The 24,664-nt window shown below is 44.1% G+C and carries 21 protein-coding genes; 5 read left to right on the forward strand and 16 right to left on the reverse strand.

Features of this window, described 5'->3' with window-relative positions:
• Positions 1–156 precede the first annotated feature (156 nt).
• Together J5X94_RS00195 and J5X94_RS00200 are read left to right on the forward strand one after the other, a co-directional pair.
• On the forward strand, positions 157–612 hold the full coding sequence (locus J5X94_RS00195; RefSeq protein WP_201588626.1) for a DoxX family protein: 456 nt from the start codon (positions 157–159) through the stop codon (positions 610–612).
• Between the two features lie 194 nt (positions 613–806).
• Positions 807–1,904 carry an L-dopachrome tautomerase-related protein gene (locus J5X94_RS00200; RefSeq protein WP_210539231.1) on the forward strand — a complete coding sequence of 366 codons (1,098 nt, stop codon included), beginning with the start codon at positions 807–809 and terminating at the stop codon, positions 1,902–1,904.
• Positions 1,905–2,231: 327 nt separating this feature from the next.
• Here the strand turns inward: J5X94_RS00200 and J5X94_RS00205 are convergent, their stop codons facing one another.
• A complete protein-coding gene (locus J5X94_RS00205) occupies positions 2,232–3,128 on the reverse strand; it encodes a 3-hydroxyacyl-CoA dehydrogenase (protein WP_210539232.1) in 897 nt (298 codons plus the stop codon).
• Between the two features lie 532 nt (positions 3,129–3,660).
• Here J5X94_RS00205 and J5X94_RS00210 point away from each other — a divergent pair.
• From J5X94_RS00210 to J5X94_RS00220, 3 genes are all read left to right on the forward strand, one after another.
• Positions 3,661–4,902 (forward strand): efflux RND transporter periplasmic adaptor subunit, encoded by a 1,242-nt coding sequence (locus tag J5X94_RS00210; protein ID WP_210539997.1) that lies wholly within the window; start codon positions 3,661–3,663, stop codon positions 4,900–4,902.
• The gene (locus tag J5X94_RS00215) at positions 4,899–6,170 is read left to right on the forward strand and encodes an ABC transporter permease (RefSeq protein ID WP_228293091.1); all 1,272 of its coding nucleotides are present in this window, start codon (positions 4,899–4,901) and stop codon (positions 6,168–6,170) included. The genes J5X94_RS00210 and J5X94_RS00215 overlap by 4 nt, the downstream gene beginning before the upstream one ends.
• A gap of 64 nt (positions 6,171–6,234) precedes the next feature.
• A complete protein-coding gene (locus tag J5X94_RS00220) occupies positions 6,235–6,942 on the forward strand; it encodes an ABC transporter ATP-binding protein (protein WP_189582290.1) in 708 nt (235 codons plus the stop codon).
• Positions 6,943–7,225: 283 nt separating this feature from the next.
• Here the strand turns inward: J5X94_RS00220 and J5X94_RS00225 are convergent, their stop codons facing one another.
• From J5X94_RS00225 to arcA, 15 genes are all read right to left on the reverse strand, one after another.
• Positions 7,226–7,912 (reverse strand): HupE/UreJ family protein, encoded by a 687-nt coding sequence (locus J5X94_RS00225; protein WP_210539233.1) that lies wholly within the window; start codon positions 7,910–7,912, stop codon positions 7,226–7,228.
• A gap of 117 nt (positions 7,913–8,029) precedes the next feature.
• On the reverse strand, positions 8,030–8,683 hold the full coding sequence (gene ureG, locus J5X94_RS00230; protein ID WP_210539234.1) for an urease accessory protein UreG: 654 nt from the start codon (positions 8,681–8,683) through the stop codon (positions 8,030–8,032).
• Positions 8,684–8,721: 38 nt separating this feature from the next.
• Complete coding sequence (locus J5X94_RS00235; RefSeq protein ID WP_210539235.1) at positions 8,722–9,537, reverse strand: urease accessory protein UreF; 816 nt, start codon at positions 9,535–9,537, stop codon at positions 8,722–8,724.
• Positions 9,530–10,090: an urease accessory protein UreE gene (ureE, locus tag J5X94_RS00240; protein ID WP_210539236.1), complete on the reverse strand. Its 561-nt coding sequence runs from the start codon at positions 10,088–10,090 to the stop codon at positions 9,530–9,532. The genes J5X94_RS00235 and ureE overlap by 8 nt, the downstream gene beginning before the upstream one ends.
• Positions 10,091–10,164: 74 nt before the next feature.
• Positions 10,165–12,297: an urease subunit alpha gene (gene ureC / locus J5X94_RS00245; RefSeq protein WP_228293092.1), complete on the reverse strand. Its 2,133-nt coding sequence runs from the start codon at positions 12,295–12,297 to the stop codon at positions 10,165–10,167.
• Between the two features lie 143 nt (positions 12,298–12,440).
• Positions 12,441–12,743, reverse strand: coding sequence for an urease subunit gamma (ureA, locus tag J5X94_RS00250; protein WP_010200554.1), 303 nt, complete (start codon positions 12,741–12,743; stop codon positions 12,441–12,443).
• Positions 12,744–12,893: 150 nt separating this feature from the next.
• Positions 12,894–13,883: an urease accessory protein UreD gene (locus J5X94_RS00255; protein ID WP_210539237.1), complete on the reverse strand. Its 990-nt coding sequence runs from the start codon at positions 13,881–13,883 to the stop codon at positions 12,894–12,896.
• 44 nt (positions 13,884–13,927) lie between these two features.
• Entirely contained in the window at positions 13,928–14,626 is a 699-nt protein-coding gene (gene urtE / locus J5X94_RS00260) for an urea ABC transporter ATP-binding subunit UrtE (RefSeq protein WP_011513331.1), read from the reverse strand.
• A gap of 46 nt (positions 14,627–14,672) precedes the next feature.
• The gene (gene urtD, locus J5X94_RS00265; RefSeq protein ID WP_210539238.1) at positions 14,673–15,644 is read right to left on the reverse strand and encodes an urea ABC transporter ATP-binding protein UrtD; all 972 of its coding nucleotides are present in this window, start codon (positions 15,642–15,644) and stop codon (positions 14,673–14,675) included.
• Complete coding sequence (gene urtC / locus J5X94_RS00270; RefSeq protein ID WP_010200558.1) at positions 15,644–16,714, reverse strand: urea ABC transporter permease subunit UrtC; 1,071 nt, start codon at positions 16,712–16,714, stop codon at positions 15,644–15,646. Before urtC ends, urtD begins: the two co-directional genes overlap by 1 nt.
• 10 nt (positions 16,715–16,724) lie before the next feature.
• Positions 16,725–18,524 carry an urea ABC transporter permease subunit UrtB gene (urtB, locus tag J5X94_RS00275; protein ID WP_210539239.1) on the reverse strand — a complete coding sequence of 600 codons (1,800 nt, stop codon included), beginning with the start codon at positions 18,522–18,524 and terminating at the stop codon, positions 16,725–16,727.
• Positions 18,525–18,662: 138 nt separating this feature from the next.
• Positions 18,663–19,973, reverse strand: a complete 1,311-nt coding sequence (gene urtA, locus J5X94_RS00280) for an urea ABC transporter substrate-binding protein (RefSeq protein WP_026037277.1) — start codon at positions 19,971–19,973, stop codon at positions 18,663–18,665.
• 942 nt (positions 19,974–20,915) lie between these two features.
• A complete protein-coding gene (gene arcC / locus J5X94_RS00285; protein ID WP_210539240.1) occupies positions 20,916–21,869 on the reverse strand; it encodes a carbamate kinase in 954 nt (317 codons plus the stop codon).
• 238 nt (positions 21,870–22,107) lie between these two features.
• Positions 22,108–23,118, reverse strand: coding sequence for an ornithine carbamoyltransferase (locus J5X94_RS00290; RefSeq protein WP_210539241.1), 1,011 nt, complete (start codon positions 23,116–23,118; stop codon positions 22,108–22,110).
• Positions 23,119–23,379: 261 nt separating this feature from the next.
• Positions 23,380–24,624, reverse strand: a complete 1,245-nt coding sequence (gene arcA, locus J5X94_RS00295) for an arginine deiminase (protein ID WP_210539242.1) — start codon at positions 24,622–24,624, stop codon at positions 23,380–23,382.
• Positions 24,625–24,664 lie beyond the last annotated feature (40 nt).

A 24,664-nucleotide genomic window follows, 5' to 3' on the forward strand; every position in this document is an offset into this window, starting at 1 on the left:
TTCCTACTACCAGTTAGTCGTCAAATAAATTATAAATGTTTTGTTGTTAATCATTCAATATTATCCATCTTACTCTTTTGATTTATTGATAGTAAAGTGTGTTCATTCCAATAGATCGAATAACTTTAAATAATAAACATGATGGAGTAATCATTAGTGAAAACGTCAATACTACATAAAGCTTTACTATCGAATGCTGGTGCAGCTGCTCTAATACTACGTGTACCAATAGGTTTGATTTTGGCTGCCCATGGCGCGCAAAAGCTATTTGGTTGGTTCGGTGGCAATGGGCTAGCAGGCACTGCGCAATGGCTGAGTAGTATGGGTATGGAGCCTGGTTTGCTAATGGCGATATTGGCAGGCGGCGCTGAGTTCTTTGGTGGTCTTGCCTTAGTCTTGGGCTTACTCACACGACCTGCCGCACTGGTTGCTGCATTTACGATGTTAGTTGCGATTTTCTCTGTACATATCAGTAATGGTTTATTTGCCGCTGATGGTGGTTACGAATACGCCTTAGTCTTGATGGTCGCTTTGCTTGCTTTAGCCGTACAAGGCGGCGGTTCTCTTAGTCTGGATAAAGCGTTATCAGAGAAAATAGGGTCGGTTAAATAACGATCGAAGATAAAACCTGCGAAAAGTTGTGCTTTTTGAATCTCAATGTTGACACTTACCAGCGCTTTATTTGTCATTGAAATAAAGAGCAATGGGGTAATAGCTGATGGGTAATCAATCATAGCCAAGCAGCCCGTATTGTTTAATAGATAAAAAGGCTATCATAGGCCTCTTTAAATATTTGGGAATCAACGATGAAAAACATTTTTATTATTGGGTTGGCCACTATAGCCCTAGCAGGATGTAGTCTATTAAAGAGCGAAGCTATATCCGCTCCTCAAGTAAAAAATGAAGTGGCGACATCGGGACAGATAGAAACAGTGATCGCTTTGCCTATTCGTCCAGGGAATGTCATGGCTACGGCTGATGGTCGAGTGTTTTCTACCGTGCATCCGAACGACGGTGAGCAGGGCGTGCAGTTATTTGAAGTGACTGGCGCCAACAGTTATAAGCCTTGGCCTTCAAATAAGTTTCAATCACCTAAAGGTCAGTACAGTGAAGCGACCATTGATACGCCACTAGGTATCACCAAAGACAATCAAGGTGGGTTATGGATTGTTGATATGGGTCAGCACATCGGTAAAACTCGTGTTTGGGGCTTTGATATTAAAACCGGCGCATTAATTAGCAAAATCGATATACCTACAGACATCGCACCCAAAAATAGTTTTGTGCAAGATTTAGTGGTTGATAGAAAGAACGGATGGATTTATTTGGCTGATATTCCCAATCCAGCTATTATTGCGATTGATATGAATACCAATGAAATACGTCGTTTTGGCAATCACGTCGCTTTACAACCTGAAGCTGACGCAAAAATGGTGATCAATGGCGTAGATATCATGCTAGGTGGTCAGCCGACAAATAATGGTATCAACCCAATCACGATGTCCGCCGATAACAATACGATTTATTTTGGCGCGATGAATGGTAAGTCTTGGTACAGCTTAGACGCGACCTTATTTAGAGCAAATGCCAGCGATGAGCAGATTGGTAAGAGCATTACCCGTGTTGGTGACAAGCCCGTATCTGATGGTGCTACTGCAGACAGTCACGGAAACCACTACTTTACCAACTTAAACGATAATGGCGTAGATGTGCTTGATAATAAAGGACAGCTAACCTCGTTGGTAAGAGATAGTCGATTCGATTGGCCTGACAATGTGTCTTTAGATGCAAATGGATGGTTATATGTTGCAGTCAATCAATTACATAAAACACCACAGTTCACTGGCACTGTCGATCAAGGTCAGCCACCTTATTATATCTACAGAGTGTGGGTAGGTCGTTAATGTAGATACAGGTTATCTTGTTTAGGGAGTGTCCTCAATCTGAACGAAAGCGACTAAATGGGCTAAAAATGGCTAAATCTTGCCAAACTGCATCAAATAGCAGGTCAATATCCCAATATTATCTGCACTATTTTTCTTGCTTGGCTGCAATTTATCTCATTTTTATCACTATTTTCAAAATGAAGACACACCCTAGTAAACTAAATTATTTATTTTTGATGGTATATCAAAAACTATGCTGCGGAGAGAAAAGAAAGCTATTGCTGATAAGCCAGCTTGCAGAGCAAGGCAAACTGGTGAGTAAAAGCCGACTTTATAATCTATTTGTTATTTCAAAAAATCAGGACTCATAAAGGCAGGGTTTGGATAAGTATAAAATCCTTCGCCAGTCGCAGCACCCAGTTTATTTTGATCGATCAACTGCTCTTTTAGATACTTAGCGGCCTTGAATCTGACTGGGTTTTGAGTCGTTTCAGCGGCTAGCTTAGTGATGTTGTAGGCCGTATTGATACCTATCGTATCCAATATGCCAAATGGCCCTACAGGCGCGCCAGTCACTATCATCCACGTCTTATCTATTGTATGCGGATCGGCAACTTCTTTGGCTAGTAATTGTAGGCCTGCGTCTATGAAAGGCGCTAATAAACTGTTCATTATATAGCCGGGTTGCTCTTTGTCCAGCGGTAGTGCCACCATGCCAATGGCGGTAGCAAAAGCAACAACATCATCAAACACTTTAGGATCTGTGCCAGGATGCCCCATGATTTCAGCGACATTATGCATCCAAATTTTATTGGCAAAATGTAGGGCTAAAAACTGCGCAGGTCGTCCCGTTGATGCCGCAAACTGGCTAGGGAGTAAGGTTGAGGTATTGGTGGCAAATATCGTTTTCTCTGGCGCTAGTTTGGCAAGTTTTTCATAGAATTCGATTTTAATTTTAGGAATCTCAGGAATGGCTTCAATCATTAGATCGGCATCTTTGACCGCTTCCGCTAAGTTTGAGGTATAGCTCAGATTTTCAAAGGTCTTGTCCAATTGCTCTTGCGTTGCTCCCAAATCTTTTCGAAAAGCCTTGCTCATCAATGGAAACTTTGACTTTGCTTTTTCTAATATCTCGTCATTGATATCATAGACACTGACATTAAAACCATGGAATGCGGCTTGAAAAGCAATTTGATAGCCTAGGATGCCGCTTCCAGCGACCGTTACATTTTTATACGTCATTGTATTCATTTCCTAAAAGTAGTGGATATAAGTCGCTAGATAAATGTCTAAAACTTATAGACCTATTATTAAGTCAATTTACTTTATTATTCAACCTTCATTTCTATAAAAATATTAGGGTCGGTCCTCAATTAGTTGACCATTACATCTTGGTGATGGTTGAGTTTATTTATGATAATTAATTCTTTCCGGTAATATTTGATAATAGGGTCTGTTGAACATTCAAATGTGGCACTGGCGGTAGCTATTTTTTAGACAATACGCAGTGAAATTTTTGACGCCTAGTCGTTCTAGGTTAGATAATTTCACCATGTATTGGCAAAAAATAGCCCTGCCCTGAAAGGCTGATGCTAAAATCACCCCAAACGTTGTTGCAAACCTAACTAAGGTCTCGACATTATCGTCGGTTTACGCCTAGTTTGATGCGATTTTAGCAATCAGCAGTCCTAATATTTGAATGTTCAACAGACCCTAATCAAATTTAGCAGGTGCTACACTTAGATAGCTCTTTACTATGAACTGGAGAAACTCATTGCGCGCTATTCCTTATAAATCTATTGTTAGCGCACTATTACTCATAGCTGTCGCAGGCTTTTTAGTGTTTCGCTGGTGGCAAGGACCGCTGTTACCAAGCTATAAAATATCTTCTATGCCTCTGGTGCAGACGGTAGTAGCGACTGGACGTATCGTTGCAGTCTCACGTACTGAGATTGGTAGTGAAGTGGCTGGTGTGGTATTAGAACGACTGGTACAGGAAGGTCAGCAAGTAGCAGCTGGTGATTTATTGCTAGTTCTTAGCGCCGATGAAATTACTGCTCAAGTGCGTCAAGCAGAAGCAGAACTGGCAGAGCTGGTCAGTAGTAATCGTCCACAGGCAGCAGTGGATTTGGCCAATGCCGAAGTTGCATTGGCGCAAGCTAGCCGTAATGTCGAGCGGAGGCGTGAGTTAGCAGCCATCTCGGCCATTTCTGATGAAGAAATGGAGCAGGCAATCCAAGTACAAAAACAAGCCCGTAATGACCTTGAAAACGCCCGCCTCAAAGCAAAGGCATTATCCACTGGTGGTGTAGAGGAGGACTTATTACGTGCCCGTATCGCAGCATTGCAGGCGCAGCTCAATAAAACGCAAGTACGTAGCAAAGTATCCGGCACTATCTTGACTCGTAATGTTGAGATAGGGGAGTTAGTACAGCCGGGTCAGAGCTTATTCACTATCGCTCTCGATGGTAATACTGAGATACGAGTACCGCTTGATGAGCGTAATTTATCCAGCCTAGAAGTTGAGCAACAAGCGGTCGCTATTGCTGATGCTTATCCTGATAGACCATTCCCAGTGCGTATCAGCTTTATTGCGCCAAGCATAGATCCACAGCGTGGTACGGTAGAAGTGAGATTGGCCGTCGATCCTATACCTGAGTTTTTGCGTCAAGATATGACGGTATCAGTAAATATCGAAACGGATCGACGTGCAAAAGCGGTGGTGGTTCCTAATGATGCGTTAGCCAATGTCAAAAAAGACAATGCTGACGTTCTGCTATCACGCAATGGTCAAGTACAACGCCAGCAAGTGAGATTAGGATTGCGTGGGTTGTCAGCATCAGAGGTGCTCTCAGGTTTAAGCGCAGGCGATGAGATCTTGGTTGATGCCACTGCCTCACTAGCTGATGGCGCACGAGTTAGAACCGTTCAGCAAGCAGCCCCTTTTGCTAATACTGATGCTGACAAGATAACGACGGCAAATGATAAGAGCCAATCAGTGGAGACAGTCAATTGACGGCTTTTTTTGGTAGATTTTGGATTGATGCAAACATTGCCATCAGTTTTTTGCGCGAGGGACGAATACAGTCACTGATGATTACGTTGGGAGTGGCAATAGGGGTTGCGGTTATTATATTTATCACCGCATTGATTCAAGGATTGCAGACCAACCTTATTGATAGCACCCTTGGTAGTCAGGCACATATTCGCTTAGTATCGCCAGATGAAGTCAACCTAATAGCGCCGCCTGTTGATGATACGCTACAACTGATAAAAGAGGACAAGCGTCCGCAGCGCCTGCGTTCAATCAATAATTGGCAGCAAATCACTGATACTTTAGATCAGCTGCCTCTCTTAACAGCAGTATCACCAAACGTATCTGGGCCTGGTTTCGTACGGCGTGGTGAGGCATTGGAGTCAGTGATACTAGTCGGTACTGATCTGGAGCGCTATCAAAAAATCATACCACTCAGTGAGTATTTAATCAGTGGCGAGCTACGAGTGAGCGCAGATAATGTATTGATTGGCAGTGAATTGGCTAAAAACTTGGGTGTAGAAGTCGGTAGCAAACTGCGCTTAGATAGCGGTCAAGACGATGATGATAGTAGTCGCGATAATAATTTCAATAATAATCTCAATAACAACAGCGCTGTAGTCAATATCGCTGGTATATTCGAGCTTGGCGTACGAGAGCTCGATGCACGCTACGTTTATCTAGACCTAAAACAAGCGCAGTCCTTACTAAACTTGCCGGGTGGTATCACAGTCATTGATCTGACTGTTGAAGATATTTTTGAAGCAGAGAAGATCGCTGCGCAAGTTGGACGTTTGACCTCGCTGCAAGCAGAAAGCTGGATAAAGACCAATGCCCAACTGCTGAGCGGTCTCACTGCTCAAAGCCTATCTAGCAATATGATCGTAGGTTTTGTAGCGATCTCAGTGGCTTTTGGCATTGCCAGTGTGTTGTCGGTCAGTGTGGTTCAGCGTACGCGAGAAATTGGTATTCTACGAGCAATGGGCGCGACCCGACAGCAAATTTTGCGAATATTCTTGATTCAAGGGGCTGTATTTGGCTTGTTAGGCTCGATTGTCGGTAGTGGCGTAAGCTATTTATTGGTATGGTCTTTTAATACCTTTGGACCCAATATATTTACGATTCCAATATCGATAGACTTGATCTTAGTGACTATGTCGTTAGCAACGCTAACCGGTATTATAGCCGCCGCTATTCCAGCGCGGCGAGCAGCGGCACTTGATCCCGTGGTGGCTATTCGTTATGTCTAATACTGATTCCACAGACACTCTTAACAGCCGTTCTACTAATTTTTCTAATAAGACGTCAACCCTTATGTCCAGACAATCTCACGAAGTCTTGCGTTTAGAGGCGCTCAAAAAGTCTTATAACATCGGTCAACCTAATGAGATTGAGGTGCTTCACGGTATTGACTTAACGATTGGTACTGATGATTTTGCAGCCCTGATTGGTCCTTCAGGCTCAGGTAAAAGTACTTTATTAAATGTGCTAGGGTTATTGGATCAGCCAACTAGCGGCGAGCTGTATCTGTTGGGTCAAGCAACCAGTGCTATGAATGATGCTGGTCGCACCGCTTTGCGCGGCAGTAGTATCGGCTTCGTGTTTCAGTTTCATCATTTAATTCAAGCTTTCAGTGCCTTAGATAATATCTTGATGCCTCTAACGCTAACACAGGGTCGTCCAGATAAGTTCGCTATTCAAAAAGCGCGCGAGCTGCTAGCAGCGGTTGGTCTAGAGCGCTTTGCTGACAGCAAACCTAACGAGCTCTCAGGTGGACAGCAACAGCGTATCGCCATTGCTAGAGCGCTTATAACTGAGCCTGCATTATTGTTAGCCGATGAGCCTACGGGTAATCTGGATACCGTTACGGCCGGAGAAGTGTTCGAGTTATTCCGAAAAGTCCATCAGGAACGTGATTGCGCAGTATTGCTGGTTACTCATGATCCGCGCTTGTCAGCATCCTGTGATCGAACGATTAATTTGGTTGATGGTCGTATTGATAGTGATACGTTGAATAATTAAAAAATGTAGGGTCTGTTCCACATTTGAATGTTCAACAGACCCTAATATTAGCGGCGTGCTTGATTAGATAAGTAATCGCTCATCATTACAATTATTAATAAGAAAATTCAACCAATTTTATCCTACCATCATAGAGGAAGTTTTTATGAAACTACAATACGCAAATCTCCCAAGTTAATGTCTATAGATTTGAAAGCATAGGTCAATGTTATCGAAGACTATTATGATAGATCATTAGCATGGATAAGCGATGTTTAATAAAGCTGCTAATATTCTGCTAGAACTAACTCAACAGCACACCGCATAAACCGACAACAGCTATAACACGTTGAATAATCAAGCTGTCTTGCAGATGAGTGTTTAGATAGGTAGCAAACCCTTTGCCGACAGTATACAGACTTAGCATGGCAACAATCATACCGATAAAGAATCCAGCAGTACTACTGTTGGCAGGAACTTCAATGGCATGTGCCGCACCATGGAACATAGCGAGTGCACCAAAGCCAACGATGGCTAAGTTATGCCATGTGTTCACTGATGCCTCGTTGCTTTGATTCGGTGCATGGTTAAAGTAGCGGCTCATAAGTGCTAGGGTTAATAAGACGATAGACAGTAGGATACCGAATTCAATCAACGTGCTGTTAAGGCTCACACTTAAACTCAACGCAAACCCTGCTACCAAACCAATGGCTAATGAGGCAAAGCCTTTTTTGAAGCTGTGCATTTGGGTAAATAGCATGCCCATGCCCAGTGCTAGCATCAGATGGTCGAACCCAGTCAAAGGATGCAATATACCAGACAACATTGAGTTGCTAAATATGCTCTCTGCTACTATCAAGCCATGTCCTGGGTGAGCAAATGCCAGTGTCGGTAGCGTTGCCAACCATGTTAGCAGTGCTAAGCCACTGACCATTGCCGTTTTGTTAGTCAGGTTTTTACGTGTCATGGATTGTGAGGTTTTTATGGTCATGATAAATCCTTAATTTGTAAGCTAATCGATATGATCACTGTCTGATAATCTGCTTATCATTCAGTAGTTTGCAGAACATCTATTTATGCCATAGCATGTGGCATTACAGGCACGGTCTTACGCTATGTTTATCATGCCTTTATCAAGGATAAAAGCAACGATGTCATCAACGCCTTCACCCGTTTTCATGTTGCTAAAAACCACAGGCTTATCGCCGCGCATTCTTTTGGCATCACGTGCCATCACCTCAAGTGACGCGCCTACGTAAGGGGCAAGGTCGGTTTTATTAATAATGAGCAAGTCCGATTTCATGATACCAGGGCCGCCTTTACGAGGAATTTTATCGCCTGCCGAGACATCAATGACATATAGTGTCAAGTCGGATAATTCAGGACTAAAGGTGGCTGCCAAATTATCGCCACCAGACTCGATGATAATAAGCTCAAGACCTGCAAACTGCTGCTGTAATTCGGCGATGGCAGATAGGTTAATCGAGGCATCTTCACGGATGGCAGTATGCGGGCAGCCACCCGTTTCGACACCGCGAATACGCTCGGCTGGCATGGCCTCATGACGCGTTAAAAATTCAGAATCTTCTTTGGTATAAATATCATTGGTCACTACTGCCATGTTGACGTCATCGCGCAGGCGTTGACACAATCTCAGCGTCAATGCCGTTTTTCCTGAGCCTACAGGGCCACCAATACCTAAGCGTAGTGGCGATAATGTCGTGTCTGAATGTTTCTTTTCGACTTTAGGAGTCAGTGCCATAAATAAATGTCCTCAATAAGTGTTTGGGTTATCAGCGATTAAGAGCGAAATAGGCGGCTATATTGCCTTTCATGCTGGCAAGACAGGAGCGCTAAATTTGGTAAGTTGGCTGATATTTGTAGCTGTTGATAAAGTAGATTTAGCTTTGATATCGCTATGTCAGAGCTATCTGCCATTAACGGCAGCCTTTGAGCGTACAAAAAGCTTTGCTTGACGCTAGCAGCCAGTGGCTGTACTTGTTGGCTTAATAGCTGTTGCAGCTGCCAAATGATTCGCTGTCCTGCCATTTGTCCAAGTGGTACGGTTTTGACCGCAGCCAGCACCATATTTTCGATTTGACCAAAAGCGTAAGTGGTCATGGCTTGTACAGGGTTAAATTGCCAGTGCGAGCTAATATGGGCAAACAGCGGCAAAAACCCATGAGCGAGTAAGCTATCAGGCACATTGAGCTCAAGGACATTATCAAGCCATGCGGATAAAGACAGAGCCAATTGACTTGACTCATAAACGAACTCTTTGGTTTCGCGGCTAGCGTGGTAATCTGCACCTAAAGCATCAGCAAGTGCGACGTCCTCAATCATAAGGGCTTCAATCATGAGCGCTAGTAGCGGTAGCTCATAACGACATAATGCCAGCTCCAGATAATCACTCATAAAATCCATACTACTGCTTTCATCATGGATAAGCCCTGACTCAATAGCAGGTTCTATGCCTTGCGAGTAGGTATAACTGCCAATAGGTAAGTTGCTTGACGCCAGCATGAGCAAACGTCCGGTCACATCTGCATGATTCAAATCATTCATACCTTGTGCAGTACTGGCAGGGTGCTGGGAGTGCGTGGCATGATTAGTCATGAGAGTTGCCATGGGTGTGTGAATGGTCGTGATCGTGATGACTATGATTGTGATTATTACCATGATCATGAGAGTGAGAATGTCCGCCTTGATTGCCTTTATAAGCACCCGTTTCTGGCTCAAATGGCGCTTGTACGGCTTGGGTATGTAGGCCAAGTTGATGTAACATCGATTCTAAAACATGGTCAGGCTCAAAGTAGAGGGCAGTAGGGGTCAGCATTAAAGGCACATGGCGGTTGCCTAAATGGTAAGCGCCTTTCATAAGGTCAAAGTTATTATCGGCAGTTACTTCGATTAATCCCTGCTTGGCGGCCATAATCTGTATTAGGTTGCCTTGATAGTCTGCTAAAACACTGCCATTCTTAATGGTTTCCGTACGTGGCAAATCAACACCAATGGTTTCTTGATGCTGGGTTTCTGCTTTAAAACGGCTACGCTGACGGGTATCGAAATCTAAATATAAAAAGTTTTCTGCCTGTTTTTGCCTATCGATAATTGCTTGTTGTTCAGAGTTGAGGGTTGATGGATCAAGACGTTGCGTATAAATGTTCATAATTATGTTTATAGTCCGTTAAAATAGATTATTCACAGCTGATGGGGGATTATCAGCACGGCAATAAAAAGCAGCTAGAATAAAAAGTAGCGCTGTGCCATCGGTAGATAGTCGGCAGGCTCACAGGTCAGCAGCTCACCATCGGCATATACTTCATAAGTCTCAGGGTTGACCTCCATCTGAGGACAGTAGCTGTTAAACTTCATGTCTTGTTTGCGTACCTTGCGAATGTTGTGTACCGCTTTGATGACCTTTTCTAATCCTAATTGCCTATCAACTCCCTTATCAATAGCCGCACTTGACATAAAGGTGATGCAAGTCTGCGCCACTGTTTTGGGGAAGCTGCCAAACATGCTGCGATAGTGCACAGGCTGCGGAGTAGAAATGGAGGCATTAGGGTCGCCCATAGGTGCCGCTGCAATCAAACCCCCTTTTATAATTAAATCAGGCTTTACGCCAAAAAATGCCGGCGTCCATAAGATCAAATCTGCCCACTTTCCTATTTCAAGTGATCCCACTTCATCACTAATGCCATGAGTGATTGCGGGATTAATGGTGTATTTTGCGAGGTAACGTTTGATACGAAAATTATCGTTGCCGCTATCAGAATCCGTAGGGCTTAGCATGATATGCTCTGAAGATTGCTCAGTTTTAGCTGATTGATCAGGAGCAAGGTGGCCACGCTGGGCTTTCATTTTATCAGCTGTTTGCCACGTGCGAATAATGACTTCTCCCACGCGTCCCATCGCTTGCGAATCACTACTCATCATAGAGATAGCGCCCATATCTTGTAAAATATCTTCAGCGGCAATGGTTTCTTTACGAATACGGCTTTCTGCAAAAGCAACATCTTCAGCAATGGCTGGGCTTAGGTGGTGGCAAACCATGAGCATGTCGAGATGCTCGTCAATGGTATTGATTGTAAACGGGCGCGTTGGGTTGGTGGACGAGGGTAAAACGTTGGTTTCGCCAATAGCTTTTAAGATATCTGGTGCATGACCACCGCCAGCGCCTTCAGTATGGAAGGTATGAATACAGCGATCTTTAAAGGCACCTAGAGTGCTATCCAAATAGCCGCTTTCATTCAACGTATCGGTATGAATAGCCACTTGCACATCATATTCTTCAGCCACGCTAAGGCAGTTATCAATGGCTTTGGGCGTGGAACCCCAGTCTTCATGAAGCTTAAGCCCGATAGCACCCGCTTCGATTTGCTCAACAATGGGGGCAGGCAGACTAACATTGCCTTTACCTAAGAATCCGATATTCATCGGAATAGCATCAGTGGCTTTTAGCATACTGTGGATATGATAGGCACCAGGCGTACAAGTGGTGGCAAGAGTACCTTCAGCAGGTCCCGTACCACCGCCTAACATCGTGGTTACACCAGACATCAATGCCGTCTCACACTGCTGCGGTGCAATGAAATGAATATGGCTATCGATACCGCCAGCAGTCAAGATTTTACCTTCTCCTGCGATAATTTCGGTAGCCGCGCCAATAGGTAACGTCACGTTAGGCTGAATATCAGGATTGCCAGCTTTACCGATGCCACTGATACGACCCTCTTTGATAGCCACATCTGCCTTATAGATACCGCTGTAGTCCACAATCAGAGCATTGGTAATAATAGTATCGGCAACTTGCTCACCCAGCAGCTGTGACTGACCCATGCCATCGCGGATAACCTTGCCGCCGCCAAATTTAACCTCTTCACCGATGCTGACGCTATCAATGTCAGGCTGGTGATCAATATGACTGGTCAAATCATACTCAACCTCAAGCCATAAATTTGTATCTGCCAAGCGTACTTTATCCCCTGTGGTAGGGCCAAAATGTTCGGCATAAATACGTCGGTCAATGCGTTTTTTCGAGGTGTTTTGAGAGGTTTTAGGGTCTACAACGCCCATGACTTTGCCCGCAAAACCATAGATATGCTGTCTACCTGAGATGGCAACCAGCTCCACTTCGCGCGTTTGTCCCGGCTCAAAGCGTACCGCAGTGCCAGATAGGATATTGAGTCGATAGCCAAGCGTCGACTCTCGATCAAAGCTCAGTGCTGCATTGACTTCATAGAAGTGATAATGAGAACCGATTTGAATAGGGCGGTCGCCGGTATTGATTACTGCTATGGTTTGAACGCAGCGACCAGCATTCAAAGCCATATCGCCTGCTTTAATCTTATATTCGCCTACTTTCATCGTCATTTTTATTATCCTTAATCGTCTTATCGCATTAGCTACAATTTAATTTTAAAGCGTTTTTCGTTTTATATCGTTTTACTAGTAGGTTACATCGTTTCTTAGTGCGATTTATTACTAGAACAGAGACATCGCCATACACAAACAAGCTATACGATGGGGTTATGTACCGTCACCAGCTTAGTGCCATCGGGGAAAGTGGCTTCAACTTGGACATCATGTATCATCTCTGCAATGCCTTCCATGACGTCATCGGCAGAGAGATAAGTGGCTCCTTCACTCATCAGTTGTGCCACGGTTTTGCCATCACGCGCGCCTTCCATTAGTAACATGCTAATGTAAGCGATAGACTCAGGATAATTGAGTTTTACACCGCGATTTTTACGACGTTCCGCTACCATACCGGCTGTAAATAGTAAAAGTTTATCTTTTTCGGTAGGATTTAATTGCATAAAGCTTCCTTAATAATTATTGTGCTTTAAAGACTATGAACCGTTTTTAATCTTCATAAAGTAAATGTACTAAGTTAAATGTACTAAGTAGAGTCATTCTGGTTTGATTCAGCATTGTTTGAGGATGAGATTAAGTGGGAGCACATGATACTAAGTGTCCCAAATTCTCGGTCGATGAGGCTCAAGCTTGTACCATTTAGACCTGATAAGCTCGCGAATTTGGTAAAAGGCTTCAAAGCACGCACGCACATCTGCCCCTAAATAACGGCAATTAATAGCTTGAAAATTATGAGTACAATAAATAGGTAATGACTGCGTATCAATGAGATGGCGTATCTCGGTAATAGTGGCATCTAAATATTGACCGAGCTTGAGCGGATTATTCTGTAACTCAGGCGCAATAATCTCTGCGCTAGGTATTGCCCAAAAAGAGCCATGCACATGTTGATTGTTCAATCCTAATGGTGAGGTAAACCAGCGCGTATTTGCTGGCTGGGAGGTGCACTCACTGACCAATAAATCACTCTCACGCCATATCTCTAAGCGGTTGGCATAATGACCATTAGCAAACGTCTCTTGATACGCTTGACGTCCGAACACAGCAATATCCCAAGTCAACAAACTTGCTGTCTTAGCCAAATAAAAGCGATTATTGGCAGTAGAGACAGAATGATCGTAATAGATGCTTTCTTGTGGTAGCCATTCAAGGACAGCGTGATCATCGAGGCGGGCGTCGATATGCTGTTCAGCACTGATAACATCATTAAAACAGTCGTTAGAAGTGTTGCTATGTGCCGATTGAGTACCGTTGTTAAATTTTGATGAGTCGCTGAGTCTAGAGAATCGTAATGATTTACGTTGCCCGTACCATTTACCGGCTCCAGGGGTGGTAATCACCGCATGGCTATTAGAGTGTAGGTTAAATTCCAATGTTAAACGGTCATCATCGGCGATACCAGCAGGAGGATACAATACATAAATATGGCAAATCCCTGCTTGGCTGTTATCAGTACTATCAGGCTCAGGATACAGCGCGCGCTGCACCATTAATGCCCCAGTATGGGCACGATGATACAGCCGAGTTTTTGCAGCAGTAGAGGCGCAGTCGAAATGGAGCTGTAGTGAGGATTGCCAAGTCAAAATTGTATTCCCTTTTAGAAAGTGTCTTTTTATAAAGTGTCCTTTTAGATTGCCACCAACTCTTGAATATTGTTTTTTGCCATGTCAACTCCAGCCCCTTGAGCAACCACTTGTCCTCTAGAGAGCACGGTATAGTTATCGGCAAGCTCTTCTGCAAACTCATAAAACTGCTCGACCAGTATAATGGCCATTTCACCTTGATAACCTAAATCCCTGATCACCCGCCCGATGTCCTTGATGATAGAGGGCTGAATACCTTCAGTTGGCTCATCGAGTACCAGCACAGATGGCTCGGAGGCAAGCGCACGAGCAATAGCGAGCTGCTGCTGCTGACCGCCAGATAGATCGCCACCGCGCCGATGCTTCATCTCGTCCAGCACTGGAAATATATCATACAAGTGTTTGGGTACTTTGCTTGCTTTTCGTTGAGAAAATTTCGCCATGCCAATCAGAATGTTTTCTTCAACGGTCAAGGTGGAAAAGATATCGCGTCCTTGCGGTACATAAGCGAGTCCTGCGCGCACACGCTGCTCAGGCGTCATCTGACTAATGTCCTTACCGTCTAATAAAATTTCACCTGATTTTATTGGTAGGATGCCCATCAAGCATTTAAGCAAGGTGGTTTTACCGACGCCATTACGACCCAGTACTACGCTACATTCTCCTACAGGGGCGGCGAGGGTGACATCACGTAAAATGTGACTGCCACCGTAATATTGATTTATGGCATTAATTTCTAACATATAAGCACCTCTATTTTTTAGGTCTATTTTTAAGCACTACTATCAATTATCGACCCAAGTAAGTCTCAATAACGGCCTCATTATTCTGTACTTCATTCAACGTGCCTTCAGCCAAAATAGCGCCATTTGCTAAGACCGTTACTTTCTCACTTATGGCATCAATGAAAGTCATGTCATGCTCAACCACGATTAAAGTATGATTTTTTTTAAGGCGTAGACACAACTCAGCAGTATGTTCGGTTTCGGCATCTGTCATGCCTGCCACTGGTTCATCAAGCAAAATAAGCTTTGGTCTTTGCATCAGTAACATCCCAATCTCTAGCCACTGTTTTTGACCATGAGATAACAGTCCTGCTGGCTTGTTAATCAGCTCTTTTAGGCGTATTTGATCAAGCGTTGAGTCAAGTGTATCTTGGATTTCTGTATCAATACGAGTAAACCAGCTTTTTGACACTCGTTTGTCCTTTGGCGCGGCCAGCATTAAGTTATCGAGTACGGTAAATTTCTCAAACACGGTGGGTTTTTGAAACTTACGGCCAATGCCTGCTTCCGCTATTTCTTCGGTAGATAGTTTGGCTAAATTATGTACTTGACCGAAAAATGCACTGCCTTTAGTGGGACGCGTTTTACCAGTGATGACATCCATTAAAGTCGTCTTACCTGCGCCATTAGGGCCGATGATGCAGCGTAGCTCGCCTGCCTCAATGTATAGAGATAGATCATTGAGTGCACGGAATGAGTCAAACCACACGCTAACGTCTTCTAAATACAGCGCAATACCATGTCTCATATCTGGCCCTGATTTGGGAACAGGATGCGCCAAGCCTCCGCTATCTCCGTAATCTTCAGCCAGAGTAGTGACTGGTCGGGTAGGCGTGTTTTCTGCGACCGTTATGTGTGGTGTATTTTTAGAGTTTTTCATTGGATTATTGATACTAGGATTGTTTTTAACAAGCGCATCGTTAGTAACTTTTTGGGAAGTAGCAACATTAGAAGTAGCAGTATTAGTTATTAACATTATTCTTTTTCCTTTTTAAAACGATCAAGTACGCCAATGATGCCGTTAGGGAGAAATAAAGTAACCACCACAAATAATCCACCTAGGATAAGCAACCAAAACTCAGGGTAGGCGACAGTAAAATAAGTCTTAATCGCATTGATGGCACCTGCGCCTACGATAGCACCAATGAGTGAACCTCTGCCTCCCGCAGCCACCCATACTGCCATCTCGATAGAGTTGACGGGGTTCATCTCACCGGGATTAATGATGCCAACTTGCGGTACATATAGAGCACCAGCGATACCAGCAATGACTGCAGACAATACCCAAGCCGAAAGCTTGTACCAAAGCGTGCGATAGCCTAAATATTGCAAGCGATTTTCACTATCACGAATGGCACCGAGCACGCGCCCATAAGGCTGGCTCATCAGATAGCGTAGTCCAAGATAGGACAGTAGCAGCGCCAAAGCGGTCGTAAAACACAGCACAGCTCTCGTTGAAGAGGCAGTGATGTCATAGCCTAATAGCGTGGTAAAACCTGTAAAGCCATTGTTACCACCGAAGCCTGTTTCGTTACGGAAGAATAATAAGGCGGCAGCATAGGTCATGGCCTGAGTAATAATCGAAAAATAAACCCCTTTGATTTTTGAGCGAAAAGCAAAATAGCCAAAGATAAAAGCGACTAGACCGGGAACTAGCACCACTAGAGCCATCGCCCACCAGAAATGTTGAGTGCCTGCCCAATACCACGGCAGCTCGGTCCAACTTAAGAAACGCATAAAGTCTGGCAAGCCCGTGCCAGCAGTTTCACGCGTCAAATACATGCCAAAGGCATAACCTCCTAGCGCAAAATAAAGACCATGACCTAAGCTTAGGATGCCGGCGTAGCCCCAGACGAGATCTAGCGCCAGTGCTACCATAGCCAGTGCCATTATTTTACCGATGAGCGTTATCCAGTAAGCAGACAAATGAAAACTAGAGGTTTCAGGTAGTAGATGGAGCCAAGGCAATATCAGTAGCACTAAAAAACACAAACCAATCAAAATGGCATTACGTGGGGAATCAGATAATAATTGAGTCAAACGCATGAGGTTCTCCTTAATCCACAAAACGGCCTTTGAGGGCGAATAAACCTTGTGGACGTTTTTGAATAAACAAAATCACAAGAACCAGTAATACAATTTTAGCCATCACAGCACCAATGCCAATTTCAAGCACCGTACCACTGACACCAAGACCTAAAGATGCCAATACCGCGCCCCATACTTGCCCAACACCGCCAACCACGACGACTAAGAACGCATCAATAATATAAGTTTGACCTAAGTCGGGTCCGACGTTGCCCACTTGCGCCAAAGCACAGCCAGCGAGACCTGCGAGACCTGAGCCAAGCCCAAAAGCCAACATATCGATGCGAGCAGAGGATATACCAACCGCACGAGCCATTTGCCGGTTTTGAGTGACAGCGCGCACAAATAGCCCGAAACGAGTCTTATTAAGTAAGTACACCAGTAGCATAAGAATAATGATGGTAAAGCCGATAATAGCGATACGGTTGAAGGGAAGCACAAGGCTCGAGGACACTTGATAGGCACCGCTCAACCAGTCGACATTGCTGACTTCGACGTTTTGCGCGCCAAATATCATCCGAACCAACTGCATAAGAATCAGACTGACACCGAAGGTTGCCAGTAAGGTTTCAAGCTCACGACCGTAAAGCGGGCGAATAATGATTCGTTCGATAATCATGCCGATAATGGCACTGACTAAGAAAGCGACGGGTATAGCAGCAACCAGATACCATCCAGTCATACTAGGAAAATACGCTTGAAAGAGATTTTGCACCATATAAGTGGCGTAAGCACCAATCATAATGAGCTCACCGTGAGCCATATTGATGACACCCAGTAGCCCAAAAGTAATGGCCAGCCCTAATGCCGCGAGTAGTAAGATACTTGCCGTACTAAGCCCCGTGAATAGATGACCTATCCAAGTACTGATGGTAATGCGCTGCTCAATACTATCCTCAGCGTCTAACAGCGCAGATTTGAGCACAGGATCGATATCATCTGCCGCCAATGCTTTTTTGACATCAACTAAGACTTGCGGGCTATCACTATCAGCAAGCACGGTAAGTGCGGCAATTTGGGTAGTAACGTCGCCGTCTCTAAAATCAATTCTTGCTTGTAAAGTACTCAACGCCGTTTTGACGTCGTCGTCTTCCTCATTAGTGGCAGCAGTACTTATGAGTGCTGGATCTAGCTGTTCGATATTGTCCGCTAAGATGGCAACTGCCTGCACACGTTGCGTAGGATCGTTTGACTCAAGCTTAACCTTGGCTTGTCCAAATACTAAGGCTGAGCGTAGCGTATTGGTCAAAGTCACTTGCGCCAAGTCACTCGGCCACTCGGTGGTCAGCTGTTTAGCAGGATAAGTAAATAGCTCATCTTCGCTGTTAAGTAGGTAGGTTTGCCCGCCATTGCCTTGATATAGCTCATCGTTTTTTATCAGCTCAACTAAAGCATCCAAACTCTCAACTGACCCCGGCCACTGATTGAGCATGGTTTGGCGCTTGGTGAAGTCAGCAGCAACGAACTGCTCGATAGCATCCCCTTTACTTACCGCAAGATTAGCTGGCGTAGTAAGAGACTGCTTGTTTTGAGCAAGCAAGGTGTCGTCTTGAGCAAGTAAGGTCTCTTCACTTACAGCATTGGATGTCGCTGCCACAGTATTAGTCGATAGCTTCTCGCCATGGCTGTGTACTGCTGATGTCTCGTGAGCATGAGCAGGCGATGTGATAGCAATGAGAAGGAGTAAAGATAGTAAGGCGATGACAAAAGTCTTATTAGAATAATTGGCTTGCGCGTCACTTTTATAATAGGAAGGAGAATGTGACATGATGGTTCCTTTTTTGCAGTCAACACTCCTCTAACCTCTACTGAAAACTGTTTTATCAGTAGAGGAGCTAAAGGGTTGCTGGTATTGATACCATTAAGGGGCTAAGGATTAGGGACTAAGGCTTGGGTGACCACAACCTTATTTAGGGATGTACTGACTCCATGGCTCAGCACGAATGACTTTTGGCGTTTTGCTGATCACATCGAACTGACCATCGGCACGGATTTGACCGATCATGACAGGCTTCCATAAGTGATGGTTTTCCTCATCCATTTTTAATGTATACCCTGATGGCGCGTCAAAAGTCTGACCTCCCATACTAATACGCACTTTATCGACATTAGTGGTACCTGCTTTTTCGACTGCTTGTTTCCACATATTGATACCCACGTAGGTGGCTTCCATAGGATCATTGGTCACGACCTTTTCAGCATTCGGTAGCTTATGATCTAGCGCATATTTCTTATACTTTTTGGTGAAGCCGCTATTGACAGGATTTTTAACCGACATAAAGTAGTTCCATGATGCTAAATGCCCTTGCAATAAGCTGGTATCGATACCGCGAAGCTCTTCTTCTCCTACTGAGAATGCCATGACGGGGATATCAGAGGCTTTAATACCCTGATTGGCAAGTTCACGATAAAAGGGTACGTTTGAATCCCCATTAATGGTAGAGATAACCGCCGTCTTTTTACCAGTAGAGAAGCTTTTAATATTACCCACGATGGTCTGATAGTTGCTAAAACCGAAAGGGGTATACTCTTCCATGATGTCTGTTTCAGCGACGCCTTTAGACTTTAAAAAAGCACGCAGTATCTGGTTAGTAGTCCGAGGATAGACATAATCTGTGCCAAGTAAGACAAAGCGTTCTGCACTACCACCCTCTGGACTCATTAAGTATTCAACAGCAGGAATAGCCTGTTGATTGGGAGCTGCCCCAGTGTAGAAAATATTTTCTGACTGCTCTTGACCTTCGTACTGCACAGGGTAGAACATAAGGCCATTTAACTCTTCAACGACAGGCAGCACAGACTTACGTGATACCGACGTCCAACCGCCAAATATGACATCCACTTTGTCTTGAGTTAATAGCTGACGAGCTTTTTCAGCGAATAACGGCCAATCAGAAGCGGGGTCTACGACGATTGGCTCTAGCTGCTTACCCAACACACCGCCATTGGCATTAATTTCATCAATGGTCATGAGGGCAGTATCTTTTAATGATGTTTCAGAGATGGCCATCGTTCCAGATAAAGAATGCAAGATGCCAACTTTGATGGTGTCACCATCTGCCGCAGGGGTAGTAGCGGTCTCGGCCGTTTCGGTTTTTGTGGCTGTAGAATTGGTTTCAGCACTAGTTTCTGCAGGTTTTTGACAACCTATAAGGCTTAAGCTACCTACGACGGCTACTGCTAGTAGAGACAAACGTGATGTGAGTTTTGAGTCGATACGATAATTTGTACTTATAGGAGTAGCAGTGATAAGCGTTGGCAATAAAGACATGTATTTCTCCAAAAAGATAAAGTAGCAGCTTGGCAGGCCGAGTTAACAAACCATTCCTAACTGCTATTAATACTTCAATATTTATGCCATTCCAAAATACAAAATAAACGCACCAATATCGGTCTTTTTAAGAGATATTGCACTTTTTTCGCACCATGATGGTTTTTATGATTTTCTATGCACCATCTGTGTCTGGTTAAAAAGTGACTTATACTGTCAATGTCAAATCCGTACAAACAAGCTTGGGAGATATCAATTACGCAGCTACAAGTTTTGTCAGCATAGCTCAAATAACGATCAATTCCTTTTATTATCAAAAGATTAAATAGGTTGTTGTTGATATTATTGGCTTCATGCTTAACCATCCTATGGTGGTTGAAGGCTGGTCTAATATCAAAATGGCATCTCTGCCGACTATTAAATGTCCAAATATTATCGAGGAGGTTATAAAAGAGGGGAAGATAGAGGAGGTATAGGCGGTAACCTATGTGTTAGTGATTTTCTATCAAGTCCATGGTCAGATAAAAGTGAATAGCAGTGCTTGGCGATTCATAAGTGGTTATCTACAAGCTATATTTATAGTTGCAGCTTGGCAGGATAAGCATTCTCCCAAAGTTAATGTCTACGGGATTAATAGCATAGGTCAGAATTCAGAACCATTAGAATTGTGGGTACTCCAAGTAGTACTTCCTGGCAATGTCATGGTAAAAGCCAAGCTTGAATCGACAGACCTATTCTTCATGTAACGCGGAGGGTAAGTGCTGTTATTGTTGCCACCATCTACTGCAAGGCAGACCGATAGATATCCTGCAGAGCCGCTAAACCGGTTATTTCAGGAACAACTCAAAAAATATTTTATATCGTGAGAACATGGATTAAATCGAAGAATTACTCTGTGTTTTTCGGAGATACAGCGGCATACGTGAAGCCTTCGTACTCCATTGAAACACGAGTACCTCCACCTCCTTCAAGTGTCTGACCAATATTGGTCAGTGAGCCGATGATGGCGGTGTTTCCAGTCGCACGCGCAAACTCGCAAGCCGCTGCAACTTTTGGTCCCATAGAGCCCGCAGGAAGATCAAGCTCACTTAAAGCGTCTGGATGCGCCTGCAAGATACCTCGTTGTTTGTCCGTCCCAAAGTCTGTATAAACATACGCCACATCCGTGGCAATCACCAATAACTCACATTCAAGGCTACGGGCAAGTAAGGATGCGCACAAGTCTTTATCGATTACTGCCTCGACCCCTTGCAAACAGCCATCTTCATCAAATGCCGTTGGGATACCACCACCACCTGCACAGATCACAATCGCACCTTTTTCAAGCAGCCACTGTATGGGTTTTAGCTCAAATATCTTTTTGGGATTAGGGCTTGCAACCACTCGCCTAAAGTATTGACCATCGGCTTTAACAACCCAGCCTTTTTGCGCACTTAGCTTTTCTGCTTGCTCTTTTGAGTATACAGGGCCAATAGGCTTGGTTGGACTGTTAAAAGCAGGGTCTTTACGGTCGACTTCTACTTGAGTGAGCAGGGTAGCAATGGAGGAGTCTCTCGGCAGGACATTCCCAAGCTCTTGCTCGATGATGTAGCCAATCATACCTTCCGTTTCTGCGCCCAAAACGTCTAATGGATAAGTATCGACTTCAGTGTAAGCCGCGCCTTGCAACGCAAGCAAACCGACTTGCGGGCCATTACCGTGAGCAATGACTAACTCGTTACCCTCCGTAATCTTACTGATCTGCTCAACGGCCGTCTTGATGTTTTGGCGTTGGTTGTGAGCAGATAACGGCTCTCCACGTTTTAATAAAGCATTACCACCTAAGGCAATTAGTAACCTCATGATATTTCCCTACGCATTGTCTTCAGTTAACGTCATATCAGGGCGTGTCTTCATTTCAAAAATAGTGATAAAAATGAGATAAATGGCAGTCAAACAAGAAAAATAGCGCAGATAATATCGAGATATTAGTCAGCTATTTGACGCCGTTTGGCAAGATTTAGCCACTTTGAACTTATTTAGATGACTATCGATTGAATTAAGGGCACGCCCCAGTAGCACGCGTTGCTAATGTCATATGTTAGATATTACCAAGCGCAGAGACCAGAACGGCCTTAATCGTATGCATACGGTTTTCGGCTTGCTCAAATGCGATGTTGTAAGAGGATTCAAATACCTCTTCGGTCACTTCGATACCGTCTGCGAGCTGTGGGTATTTTTCAGTGATTTTTTTACCAACTTCAGTATCTGAGTTATGAAAAGCGGGCAAACAATGCATAAACTTCACTCTTGGATTGCCAGTGGCTTTTATCAGATCCATATTGACTTGATAAGCCATTAGCGCATCGATTCGCTCCGCCCAGCTCTCAATAGGCTCACCCATCGATACCCATACGTCGGTATGAACGAAATCAACGTCTTTTGCCGCCGTTTTTACATCTTCGGTGATGGTAAGACGCGCACCTGATTCTTTGGCAAAGTCTGCACAAGTGGCCAAAAAGTCTGCTTCAGGCCATAAGTCTTTAGGGGCACAAAGGCGTACGTCCATACCCATCTTAGCGCCCATTAAATATAATGAGCGGCCCATGTTATTACGCGCGTCACCAAAATAAGCATACTTAATCTGATGGGTTGATTTGTCGGTATGCTCACGCATGGTCATTACGTCTGCTAGCATTTGTGTGGGATGAAATTCATTCGTTAGGCCGTTAAAGACAGGAATATCCGCATATTCTGCCAACTCATTGACAATCTCTTGACCGAATCCGCGATACTCGATGGCATCATACATACGGCTCAACACACGAGCGGTGTCTTTCATGCTCTCTTTGTAGCCGATCTGTGATGAGTTTGGGCCAATAAACGTCACATTGGCACCCTGATCATATGCCGCTACTTCAAAAGCACAGCGAGTGCGGGTTGAGGTTTTCTCAAAGATTAGCGCAATGTTTTTGCCCAAAAGATGCTTTTGTTCTGTGCCTGAGTATTTCGCTCTTTTTAGGTCACGAGCCATATCCAAAAGATAAGTAAGCTCGCGTTCACTATGATGCATAAGGCTCAGCAGATCACGGTTGTGAAGATTGAAACTCATGATAATTCCTTAATTTTTAGTGTTTGTTTATTTTGAATGGACTATCACTGTATTTGGCACCGCTATGAGCAGGTAAGATTCAACATGCTCTAGGGTGTGTCTTCATCTCAAAACTGGAGATAAAAATGAGATAAATTGCCGTCAAACAAGAAAAATAGTGTCGGTAATATCGAGATATTGCCCCGCTATTTGACGATGTTTGGCAAAATCCAGCCATTTTTAACCCAGTTAGATGACACTCGTTTGAATTGAGGATATGCCCTAATCTGTTGAATCGCGAATGATAGGGCAAGTCATGCAGTGACCACCACCACGTCCACGGCCCAGCTCAGAGCTTGGAATCGTAATCACTTCAATGCCTTGTTTACGCAGTAACGTGTTGGTATAAGTGTTGCGGTCATAAGAGATGACAACGCCTGGCTCAAGGGCAAGGACATTGTTACCATCATCCCATTGCTCACGCTCAACTTCGTAGCTATTGCCGCCTGTTTCTACCACTCTTAATTTATCGACCCTTGCGGCTTCTTCTATCACTTTCAAAAAATGTCTGTCATCTTCGCGCACATCTATACCGTGTGGCTTGCTTTCATCAGGACGAATATGAAAGGTCGTAATATGATCTGTCACTGCCGGAAACACGTTGACCAAATCAATGTCGCAAAACGTAAATACAGTATCCAAATGCATCGCAGAACGTTGCTTAGGTAAGGCTGCTACGATGATATGGTCAACCGAACCATCGATGAATAAAGTCTTGGCCAGTCTGGTAATCGCTTGTTGTGACGTTCGCTCACCCATACCAATCAGCACGGTTTTGTTGCCGATAGGCATGACATCACCACCTTCTAAGCTACAGCCGCTTAAATCTTCTTCAGTATCATCCATCCAAATTTTGAAATCAGCGCCTTTAAAGTCTGGATGAAATTTATAAATAGCAGAAATAAGGAGTGTTTCTTGCTGGCGAGCGGGCCAGTACATTGGGTTAAGCGTCACACCACCATATATCCAATTTGAAGAGTCGCGAGGAAACTGAGTATTGGGCAGTGGTGGCAATACAAACTCAGTCGTACCTGACAGTGCGGATAATTTTTTGAGTGACGCCCCAATATCATTCGGTAACTCTTCAGTGGTGACACCGCCAATTAAAAACGAGGACAGTTTCTTGTGCTCAAGTTTGGTCAACCAATCTCTCACTTCGCTCGCCAATAAAGTACCGACATGATTATCAGTGATTTTATGATCCATAATCCACTGCATGGCATCACTATTATCAAGGGTTTGTGCGAGCAGTTGATGCATCTCAACCACCTCAATATCGCGATCTCGCATCTTTGTGACCATATCATAATGATCACTTTTGGCTTTGCTAACCCACATGACATCATCAAACAATAAATCATCGCAGTTTTGCGGTGTCAGTCTTTGATGGGCAAGACCTGGAGAACACACCATAACTTTGTGTAATTTACCGACTTCTGAATGAACACCTAAAGATTTGTCAGACATTTTTTTATCCTTATGCGGTTTGGGTGCAAGTATCTCACCA

Origin of the sequence: Psychrobacter sp. K31L, assembly GCF_017942195.1 — a bacterium.
GTDB lineage: Bacteria > Pseudomonadota > Gammaproteobacteria > Pseudomonadales > Moraxellaceae > Psychrobacter > Psychrobacter glaciei.

Excerpts from the sequence above, each read along its gene's own strand:
- ureG (WP_210539234.1), bottom strand. The coding sequence starts at position 8,683 with ATGGCACTGACTCCTAAAGTCGAAAAGAAACATTCAGACACGACATTA.
- J5X94_RS00235 (WP_210539235.1), bottom strand. The coding sequence starts at position 9,537 with ATGACTAATCATGCCACGCACTCCCAGCACCCTGCCAGTACTGCACAA.
- ureC (WP_228293092.1), bottom strand. The coding sequence starts at position 12,297 with ATGACGATGAAAGTAGGCGAATATAAGATTAAAGCAGGCGATATGGCT.
- J5X94_RS00205 (WP_210539232.1), bottom strand. The coding sequence starts at position 3,128 with ATGACGTATAAAAATGTAACGGTCGCTGGAAGCGGCATCCTAGGCTAT.
- arcC (WP_210539240.1), bottom strand. The coding sequence starts at position 21,869 with ATGAGGTTACTAATTGCCTTAGGTGGTAATGCTTTATTAAAACGTGGA.
- J5X94_RS00225 (WP_210539233.1), bottom strand. The coding sequence starts at position 7,912 with ATGACCATAAAAACCTCACAATCCATGACACGTAAAAACCTGACTAAC.
- J5X94_RS00200 (WP_210539231.1), top strand. The coding sequence starts at position 807 with ATGAAAAACATTTTTATTATTGGGTTGGCCACTATAGCCCTAGCAGGA.
- urtE (WP_011513331.1), bottom strand. The coding sequence starts at position 14,626 with ATGTTAGAAATTAATGCCATAAATCAATATTACGGTGGCAGTCACATT.
- ureA (WP_010200554.1), bottom strand. The coding sequence starts at position 12,743 with ATGCAATTAAATCCTACCGAAAAAGATAAACTTTTACTATTTACAGCC.
- ureE (WP_210539236.1), bottom strand. The coding sequence starts at position 10,090 with ATGAACATTTATACGCAACGTCTTGATCCATCAACCCTCAACTCTGAA.
- urtC (WP_010200558.1), bottom strand. The coding sequence starts at position 16,714 with ATGCGTTTGACTCAATTATTATCTGATTCCCCACGTAATGCCATTTTG.
- arcA (WP_210539242.1), bottom strand. The coding sequence starts at position 24,624 with ATGTCTGACAAATCTTTAGGTGTTCATTCAGAAGTCGGTAAATTACAC.
- J5X94_RS00290 (WP_210539241.1), bottom strand. The coding sequence starts at position 23,118 with ATGAGTTTCAATCTTCACAACCGTGATCTGCTGAGCCTTATGCATCAT.
- urtB (WP_210539239.1), bottom strand. The coding sequence starts at position 18,524 with ATGTCACATTCTCCTTCCTATTATAAAAGTGACGCGCAAGCCAATTAT.
- J5X94_RS00220 (WP_189582290.1), top strand. The coding sequence starts at position 6,235 with ATGTCCAGACAATCTCACGAAGTCTTGCGTTTAGAGGCGCTCAAAAAG.
- urtD (WP_210539238.1), bottom strand. The coding sequence starts at position 15,644 with ATGTTAATAACTAATACTGCTACTTCTAATGTTGCTACTTCCCAAAAA.